The following is an 8,620-nucleotide window of genomic DNA, read 5'->3' as shown; positions in this document are numbered from 1 at the left end:
TCACCGAGTATCAAGGCTTTTCGCACAGAGCCTAGAGCGGTTTGTGTTCGGTGTGGGTCCAGTCATGCAACAGGCTGTAGGCCACTGCCAGCAAGGTGGGGCCGATGAACAGGCCGATGAAGCCGAACGCCAGCAGCCCGCCGAACACCCCCAGCAGCACGATCACCAGAGGCAGGTTGCCGCCGCGACTGATCAGGTAGGGCTTGAGCACGTTGTCCACGCCACTGATGACGAAGGTCCCCCAGATGCCGAGGAAAATCGCATAGCCATAGTCGCCATGCCACACCAGCCAGGCGGTGGCCGGGATCCAGGCCAGTGGCGGTCCCATGGGAATCAGGCTGAGCAGGAAGGTGACGATGCCCAGCACCAGGGCCCCTGGCACACCGGCAATGAGAAAGCCGATCAAGGCCAGGATCGCCTGGGCGGCGGCAGTGCCGATCACCCCGTTGACCACCCTTTGCACCGTGGCGGCCACCAGGTCGATGTAATACCCCGCACGTTCGCCGATCAGGCGTTCCAGCAGCCTAAGCACGAAGGCCGCCATCCGCGGCCCGTCGCGATAGAAAAAGAACACGAAGACCAGACTCAGGGTAAGTTCGAGAATCCCGCCACCGATCTGCGCGCTGCGGGCCAGCAGAAAGTTGCCGACCTGCCCCAGGTACGGCCGCACGCTGGCCAGAAGCGCCGCGCCTTGCTCGTCGAGGGTGTTCCACAGGCCGACCAGGCTGCCACCGACCAGAGGAATGCCCGCCAGCCAATCAGGCGCATCGGGTAGCCCATCGACCTGGACATCACGGATGAAGGCCGTCGCATCACGCACATGGTCGGCCAGGTTGAAACCCAGCCACACCAGCGGCAAGACCACCAGCAACATCCAGCAGCCGGTGAGAATGCCCGCGGCCAGCGACTCGCGGCCGTTGAGCCAGCGGGTCAGCAGACGCATCAGCGGCCAACTGGCATAGGCCAGGATCGCCCCCCACAGCAACGCCGAGCAGAACGGCGCCAATACCCAAAGGCAGGCACCGAGCAAGGCCAGCAAGACGATCTGGACCAGCAGGCGGTCGTTACTCAGCATTCAGGCTCCAAAGGCCGAAACAGGCTCAACGAATGATTTCCAGGTGCAGCCCCTTGACGCTCTCGCTTCCGGTTTCCAGACGGGCCGCGCGTACGCCCTTGGCTACCAGGGCATCGCGCCAGGCGGCCGCCGAGGCAGGCGAGACGCCGGAGACGCTCGCGCGAATCGAGCTGTCGAGTTGCAGACTGCGGGCCAGCAAGGCCACCCAGGTGTCGTCGGGGGTTTCGCCAAGGGCGGGATAGTCGAGATCGCCGGTGCTGCGCAGTTCATGCAGCACCGTGGCCGGCGTGGGCAGCAAGGTACCCAGCGGCGCATCGGCGACGAAAGTTTCGACGTGCAGATAGGCGCGACGGTTGCCGCGGGTGATGGCGTAGAGGGCGGTCAGGGTGTTGTCGTCCGGAGCGGCCTGGCGCAGCAGCACGAACGCCTGCTGATCGTCGGCCCCGGACAGCCGTGCGCCGTCGAAGACATCGTTGACCCACAAGCTGCTTTCACCACAGTCGCGCGCCTGACACCAGTACAGCGTATGCGCCCCACCCTGCTGCAAGGCTTCGCGCGCGTCGGTGAACGCCTGGCCCGCCGTCTGGGTTTCGGGAAGCTCGTAAGTGGTGGAACTGACCTGTCCCTTGGCGTTGACCTGGCCATCCATGCGCAGCTTGCCGCTGATCTTGCGCAGCGACCCCAACGGATAGATGCGTTCCTTGTCGACCGCAGGACGCTGGTCGACGACCTTGGCGTCGACCGGCCCCGGCGCCTGGGCCGCAAACGCGGCGGTACTCAGCGCTGCGGTGCACAGCAAACCGGCGAGTACCGGCAGCAGCCGCTTGGAGGCGTTCATGAGGGCAGCAGGGCGTGGAGGGCCAAAGGGCCGTAGACGAGCGTAGCAGCGAGTTCCATCGGGGGTCTTCTCCTGTTTCAACCTGACAAGCCTCGGCAGTTGACCGCTGCAAGTCAAGGTATCGCAAAAAAGCGATTGAAACAGTCTGCGACAAGCTCGGCCCCGGTGTCGTCATTCAGGTGCAGGTGATGGCCTCCGGGCAGCTGCTGCACAGGGAGCCCCAACCGGGCCAGCAGCGCGGTATTGTTCACCAGCAGGCCCTCCTGTGCGAGGATCAACAGGCTGGGGCAGCGAATCGCCTGCACGTACGCCAGTGACTGCTCTTGGCTCAAGCGGACCGGCGACGGCAGGGTCAGGCGACTGTCGCTGCGCCAGCTGAATCCACCGGCCACGACTTCAAGCCCTCGCGCCGCCAACAACTCGGCCGCCTCGTGGCTGACGGCGATACGCCCATGCCTGCGCGCTGACACCGCCCGGTCGATGTCGGGATACACAGATTTGCGCTTATGAGCCAACGCCTGTTGCGCCTGCAGGGCTTCGCCGAGGCGCAGTGGCCCCTCCTCGGCAGCACCGAGCGGCGGCACCACACCGTCGATCAGCGCCAGGCGCTCTATTCGCTCGGGCATGGCGCTCGCGAGCAAGGTGGCGACGATCCCGCCCAGCGAGTGCCCCATCAAGGAAAAGCGCTGCCATCCAAGCTGGTCAGCCGCCTGCAGCACGTCGTGGGCGTAGTCCCACAGGGCATAACCGGCGCCGATCGGGCGATGCCCGGAGTAACCATGCCCGGCCAGGTCGAGGGCGACGATGCGCAGCCCGGTCAGCTTCGGCGCCAGGCGGGCGAAGCTGTTGGCGTTGTCCAGCCAGCCATGCAGCGCCAGCACCGGTCTGCCGTCTTCGGGTCCGTAGACCTGGGCGGCCAGCTCGATATGGGGCAGCGACAGGCGGATTTCGCGGACCGGCGCAGACACGACTCAGCGGGCCGGAGGGTTCTGCCCCAGCGGCACGACGGCCACCGTCAGGCGTGAAATGCAGCTGGGCTTGCCGTCGTCGCCTTGCAGGCGGATGTCCCATACGTGGGTGGTACGGCCGATGTGCACGGCACGAGCCACGCCTGTCACGCGGCCACTGCGCAACCCGCGCAGATGGTTGGCGTTGACCTCCAGGCCCACACAGTAGAAACGCTCGGTATCGATGCACAGAAAACTGGCCATCGACCCCAGGCTTTCGGCCAGCACCACCGAGGCGCCGCCATGGAGCAGGCCGAACGGTTGGTGGGTACGTGCGTCGACCGCCATGCTGGCGGTCAGGGACTGGCCATCGAAGCTTTCGAAGCGGATGTCGAGCAACTCGCCGATGGTGTTTTTCTGCGCGGCATTCAAGCGTTCCAGATCCGGTTCGGTGCGCCACAGGCTCATGGGTGTATTCCTGACAGGTTAGGGATGACGAACCGCTTGCAGGGACATCAGCCCCGCGAGCGGCCAGTCGCCGTGCAACTCGGCCAGGCTGGCCGTCTGCATGGGCTCGGGGTGACGCAGGTTGCCGTGCACGAGCAGGCTCAGCAGGTTGCCTACCAGCGGCTGATGGCTGACCAGCAGGACGTTGTCCAGACCCAGCGCCTCCAGGTGGCCGATGACCGCCAGAGGATCGCTGTCGGGCGTCAGCCAGGGCACGGTCTGTATCGGTGGAGCCGCCTGCAGGGCGCCATGAACCAGGGTTGCGGTCTGTTGTGCGCGCACATAGGGGCTGGCAAGGATGGCGTCCAGCGCTTGATCGTGCAGGTGCGCAGCGCTGATCAGTGCCTGCTGCTGGCCGAACGAAGTCAGGGCACGCTCGGCATCGCTGCGGGCATGGCTGACGGCCTCACCATGACGCAGGACCCAGAGCTTCATGGTTTGGGCTCGTCATCGGCCAGCGGGCGACCCGCGCCTGCCGGGTGGGCCGTTTCGCCGTCGGCTGGACGCGCTTGGGGCCAGTCGGAAAACGGCCAGGGTTTGTGCTCGGTGTGGAAGCTGCCAAAGCGGCCGATCTGGGCCAGGTATTGGCTCAGGCTGTCGCCGAAGGCCATCATGCCCGCGTTCGGCGCGCCATAGACCAGACGATAGATCAGCTGCACCAGCACCAGCGCGCCGAGCAGGAACTGGGCGACCTGCCAGACCAGCACGAACACCACCATCCAGAGCACACGCAGTACGATGGCCTCGCGGTCCGGATCGTTGAAAGAACGGTTCATGAATTGCTCCTCAGTTGAAGCCGCTGGTGGAAATGAAGTCGACATCGGTTTTGGGTTCGGCTCTCATCAGCAAGTCGATGACCTGATTCAGGGTACGCCCTTCGAAGAGGATTGCATGCAGGCCCGCCACCAGCGGCATGTACACCTGCAGCTCTTGCGCCTTGGCCTTGAGCACCTTCAGGGTGTTGACCCCTTCGGCCACTTCGCCCAGGCGCGACACGGCGTCTTCCAGGCTCAGGCCTTCGCCCAGCGCGAACCCTACCTGATAGTTGCGGCTCTTGGGCGAGGAACAGGTGACGATGAGGTCACCGACCCCGGCCAGGCCCAGGAAAGTCATGGGGTTGGCACCCTGGCTGACGGCGAAGCGGGTCATTTCGGCGAGCGCGCGGGTGATCAGCATGCTCTTGGTGTTCTCGCCCATGCCCAATGCCACGGCCATGCCGGCGATGATCGCGTAGACGTTCTTGAGGGCGCCGCCCAGTTCGACGCCGAAGCGGTCACTGCTGGCATAGACGCGAAAGGTGCGCCCATGGAGAACGGCCTGGACGCGTTCGCAGAGAGCTTCGTCGGCGCTCGCCACCACGGTGGCGGTCAAGGCATGCTCGGCGATCTCGCGCGCCAGGTTGGGCCCGGACAGCACGCCGATACGCGCGCCCGGCGCGACGTCTTCGAGGATCTCGCTCATCAGCTTGAAGGTCTGCGCCTCGATGCCCTTGGTCAGGCTGACCAGCATCTTGCCCGTCAGTTGCTCGGCGTGCACGGCCAGTACGCTGCGCAGGGCGCTGGAAGGCAGCGCGACGAAGATCAGCTCGCTGCCGGCGATTGTTGCGGGCAGGTCGGTGACCGGCGTCACCCCCGGCAGGATCTTTATACCTTTGAGGTAGCGCGGGTTTTCCCGGTTCAGCCGAATGGCCTCGGCCTGCTCCGGATCACGCATCCATTGCCGGACCGAATGGCCGTTCTCGGCCAGCAGGTTGGCCACGGCGGTGCCGAAACTACCTCCCCCCAGCACGGCTATCGGCTGCTCTTGAGTCATATCCCATCCATTTGGTCGAGTTGAAGGCGATTGACGACATTATACGGAGGCGCCCCGACACGACCAGTCCCGGCCTGCTCCCCGGCAACATTACGACTGGAATTGTCGCCCTGACCGGTTAACATGCCTGACTGTTCAACTCGAATCAGGCCCTGTCGTGTTCGCCATTTTCCCATTGCCTCGCGCCCTGACATGAAGTTGCGCCTGAACCGCGACATTCATACGCGCACCCAGATCATTAGCGTCGGGCCGGCGCTGCTGCTGACGCTGTTGCTGATTGGCTTCTTTACCTTCGTGCGTCTGCAGGACCTGCGCCAGGAACTCAACCACACGGGCCAGTTGATAGCCAACCAGCTCGCCCCCGCGTCCGAGTACGGTGTGGTCACTGACAATGCCGCAGTGCTCGAAGGCTTGCTCGGCGCCACTCTGGCCACTCCACATGTACGCTTTCTGGAGATCCAGGACCAGACCGATCAGCGCCTGGCCTACGTCGAACGGCGTGTTGGCGACGAGCATCGCTCAGCCCATGTCGAGGTATTCCAGGCGCCGATCCAGATCCGCGGCGCGTTCATGGAAGACCATCGGGCACAGGTGCAGCAGCACCTGGTGAGCGCCAGCAGTGGCGACTACCTGGGGCGGGTCATCGTTGGCATGTCCGACGATGCCTTCAGTCAGCGCCAGCAGGAGATCGTGCTCAAGGCGGGCGTGCTGGCGCTGTTTGCCCTGCTGTTCACCTATCTGCTGGCTCGGCGCCTGGCACGCAGCCTGGCCCAGCCGATCAGCGAAATGAGCCGGGTGGTCAAGGCCATCGGCCAGGGCCGCTTCGACACGCCGCTGCCGATCGTCGACGACAGCGAACTGGGCCACCTGGCCGGGCACATCAACAACCTGGCCAGTGCCTTGGCCAAAGCCAGCGACGAACAGCATCAGGCCATGCAGCAACTGATCCAGACCCGCGAGGAGGCCGAGCGCGCCAACAGCGCCAAGTCGGACTTCCTGGCGATGATGAGCCATGAACTGCGCACGCCGATGAATGGTGTGCTGGGCATGCTCCAGTTGCTTGAAACCACCACCCTGAACGACGAACAGCGCGACTATGCCCAGGTGGCTACCGAGTCTACCGAGCACCTGCTCAAGGTCATCAACGACATCCTGGATTTTTCCCGTATCGAACGGGCAGCGATGGAACTGGAGCACATCGGCTTCAGCTTGCATGAACTGATCACCAGTTGCGTGCAGGCCTTCCAGCACACCGCACGACAGCGAAAACTGACGTTGGAGCTGGCGCTGCCCGAAGGCATTGCAGGGCTTCAGGTCGAAGGTGATCCGACCCGTATCCGACAGATTCTGGTCAACCTGATCGGCAATGCGCTGAAGTTCACCGACGACGGCGGCGTGCACGTCGGCGTGCAGTGGCAGGTACTGGATCACCAGTTGATCTGGCTAACCTGCACCGTGCGCGACACGGGCATCGGCATTGGCGAAGATCGCCTGGAAAGCATGTTCGTCGCCTTCGCCCAGGCCGACAGTTCGATCTCACGGCGCTACGGCGGTACCGGTCTGGGCTTGCCGATCGCACGCACGCTGGCCGAACGCATGGGCGGCACGTTGCGGGCTCAGAGCCAGGAGGGTAAAGGCTCGCTGTTCACCCTGGAGATGCCCTTGGCCCTGAGCCAGCAGAGTCTGGCGCGGCCGGCACCCGTGCCCAACACGTGCGCCCACGACGATGGCGCCGGTCACCGCGTTTTGCTGGTGGAAGACAACCCGGTCAATCAGACCGTGATCGAAGCCATGCTGCGCAGCCTGGGGTACGACGTCGATGTGGTGAGCGACGGTGCCGAAGCAGTCGACCAAGTGCGTGAACGGCTCTATTCGGCGGTGCTGATGGACTGCCGCCTGCCGATTCTGGACGGCTATGGCGCTTCGCGGCAGATCCGCCAGATACCCGACAGGGCCGAGTTGCCGATCATCGCCCTGACGGCCAACGCTTTGCTGGGCGACCGCGACACCTGCCTGGAAGCGGGAATGAACGATTACCTGGCCAAACCGTTCAAACGTGCAGACCTGCAACAGGTACTGCTGCGCTGGACGAGCTGAAAACGCGCCGCTGAATGACCACCCGATACCCTCCAGATAACGCCCGTTGCTGGCAAGAAATGTTAAAGTGCGGCAGTCTTGTACATCCATTCGGACAAAGCCTGTCGTCTGGCATTATAATTTCAGTGAACAAGTGTACTTCCGTATCGCTTGCGCTGTGACTTTCACTACAACGCAATAGTCTATGTGTAGGCTGCCGACCCAGGCTTTGATCCTTCTGGTCGGTCGGGAAGATCTGCCCCCTGCCACCAGGGACTATTGAGGAGCTCGCATGACCAAACAAAACGCCTTTACTCGGGAAGATCTGCTGCGCTGCAGTCGTGGCGAGCTGTTCGGCCCAGGTAACGCGCAATTGCCCGCCCCCAACATGCTGATGGTGGACCGCATCACCCATATCAGCGCCGAAGGTGGCAAGTACGGCAAGGGTGAATTGGTCGCCGAGCTGGATATCACCCCGGACCTGTGGTTCTTCGCCTGCCACTTCGAAGGCGATCCGGTGATGCCGGGCTGCCTGGGCCTGGATGCCATGTGGCAGCTGGTCGGTTTCTTCCTGGGCTGGCAAGGCCTGCCGGGCCGCGGCCGTGCGCTGGGTTCGGGCGAGGTGAAGTTCTTCGGCCAGGTACTGCCGACCGCCAAGAAGGTCACCTACAACATCCATATCAAGCGCGTGCTCAAGGGCAAGCTGAACATGGCCATCGCCGATGGCTCGGTCAGTGTCGACGGTCGCGAGATCTACACCGCCGACGGCCTTCGGGTTGGCGTCTTTACATCCACCGAAAATTTCTAAGGGTTATCCGCATGCGCCGCGTTGTTATCACTGGTCTGGGCATCGTTTCGTGCCTGGGCAATGACAAAGACACCGTCTCCGCAAACCTGCGGGCAAGCCGCCCTGGCATCCGCTTCAACCCGGAATATGCCGAAATGGGTCTGCGTAGCCAGGTTTCCGGCTCCATCGACCTCAATCTGGAAGAGTTGATCGACCGCAAGGTGTACCGCTTCGTCGGCCATGCCGCCGCGTACGCCTACCTGGCCATGCAGGATGCCATCAAGGATTCCGGCCTGACCGAAGAGCAGGTCTCCAATCCTCGTACCGGCCTGATCGCAGGTTCGGGCGGCGCCTCCACCTTGAACCAGATGGAAGCACTCGACATCCTGCGCGAAAAAGGCGTGAAGCGCGTCGGCCCGTACCGTGTCACCCGGACCATGAGCAGCACCGTGTCGGCCTGCCTGGCCACCCCGTTCAAGATCAAGGGCCTGAACTACTCCATCGCCTCGGCTTGCGCCCCCAGCGCACATTGCATTGGCCATGCGATGGAGCAGATCCAGATGGGGAAGCAGGACGTC

Annotated in this window: 10 protein-coding genes; 3 read left to right on the top strand and 7 right to left on the bottom strand. The window is 63.8% G+C overall.

The features are described 5' to 3' along the window. Positions 1-31: 31 nt before the first annotated feature. From B2V21_RS10905 to B2V21_RS10875, 7 genes are all read right to left on the bottom strand, one after another. On the bottom strand, positions 32-1,075 hold the full coding sequence (locus B2V21_RS10905; protein ID WP_049861005.1) for an AI-2E family transporter: 1,044 nt from the start codon (positions 1,073-1,075) through the stop codon (positions 32-34). 25 nt (positions 1,076-1,100) lie between these two features. Beyond that, on the bottom strand, positions 1,101-1,913 hold the full coding sequence (locus B2V21_RS10900) for a DUF4892 domain-containing protein (protein WP_286916852.1): 813 nt from the start codon (positions 1,911-1,913) through the stop codon (positions 1,101-1,103). Between the two features lie 113 nt (positions 1,914-2,026). Continuing rightward, the gene (locus B2V21_RS10895; protein WP_286916851.1) at positions 2,027-2,881 is read right to left on the bottom strand and encodes an alpha/beta fold hydrolase; all 855 of its coding nucleotides are present in this window, start codon (positions 2,879-2,881) and stop codon (positions 2,027-2,029) included. Positions 2,882-2,884: 3 nt separating this feature from the next. Then, complete coding sequence (locus B2V21_RS10890; RefSeq protein ID WP_049861008.1) at positions 2,885-3,328, bottom strand: hotdog fold thioesterase; 444 nt, start codon at positions 3,326-3,328, stop codon at positions 2,885-2,887. A gap of 18 nt (positions 3,329-3,346) precedes the next feature. Then, the gene (sixA, locus tag B2V21_RS10885; RefSeq protein WP_049861009.1) at positions 3,347-3,802 is read right to left on the bottom strand and encodes a phosphohistidine phosphatase SixA; all 456 of its coding nucleotides are present in this window, start codon (positions 3,800-3,802) and stop codon (positions 3,347-3,349) included. Then, complete coding sequence (locus B2V21_RS10880) at positions 3,799-4,143, bottom strand: DUF4389 domain-containing protein (RefSeq protein ID WP_049861010.1); 345 nt, start codon at positions 4,141-4,143, stop codon at positions 3,799-3,801. The genes sixA and B2V21_RS10880 overlap by 4 nt, the downstream gene beginning before the upstream one ends. A gap of 10 nt (positions 4,144-4,153) precedes the next feature. Beyond that, positions 4,154-5,179 (bottom strand): NAD(P)H-dependent glycerol-3-phosphate dehydrogenase, encoded by a 1,026-nt coding sequence (locus B2V21_RS10875; RefSeq protein ID WP_056843224.1) that lies wholly within the window; start codon positions 5,177-5,179, stop codon positions 4,154-4,156. A gap of 192 nt (positions 5,180-5,371) precedes the next feature. On the opposite strand from B2V21_RS10875, the gene B2V21_RS10870 reads away from it, so the two are divergent. The 3 genes from B2V21_RS10870 to B2V21_RS10860 form a co-directional block, all read left to right on the top strand. After that, positions 5,372-7,276 carry an ATP-binding protein gene (locus B2V21_RS10870; protein ID WP_286916850.1) on the top strand — a complete coding sequence of 635 codons (1,905 nt, stop codon included), beginning with the start codon at positions 5,372-5,374 and terminating at the stop codon, positions 7,274-7,276. A 271-nt stretch (positions 7,277-7,547) separates the two neighbouring features. Further along, positions 7,548-8,063, top strand: a complete 516-nt coding sequence (fabA, locus tag B2V21_RS10865) for a 3-hydroxyacyl-[acyl-carrier-protein] dehydratase FabA (RefSeq protein WP_049861013.1) — start codon at positions 7,548-7,550, stop codon at positions 8,061-8,063. Positions 8,064-8,074: 11 nt separating this feature from the next. Beyond that, the coding region (locus B2V21_RS10860) for a beta-ketoacyl synthase N-terminal-like domain-containing protein (protein WP_286916849.1) at positions 8,075-8,620 on the top strand (546 nt) is incomplete at its 3' end.

Source organism: Pseudomonas sp. UBA6276, from assembly GCF_002438365.1.
GTDB classification, from domain to species: Bacteria; Pseudomonadota; Gammaproteobacteria; order Pseudomonadales; family Pseudomonadaceae; genus Aquipseudomonas; species Aquipseudomonas coleopterorum.
Note: the sequence above shows the minus strand (reverse complement) of the source record. Positions and strands in the feature narration are given on the sequence as shown.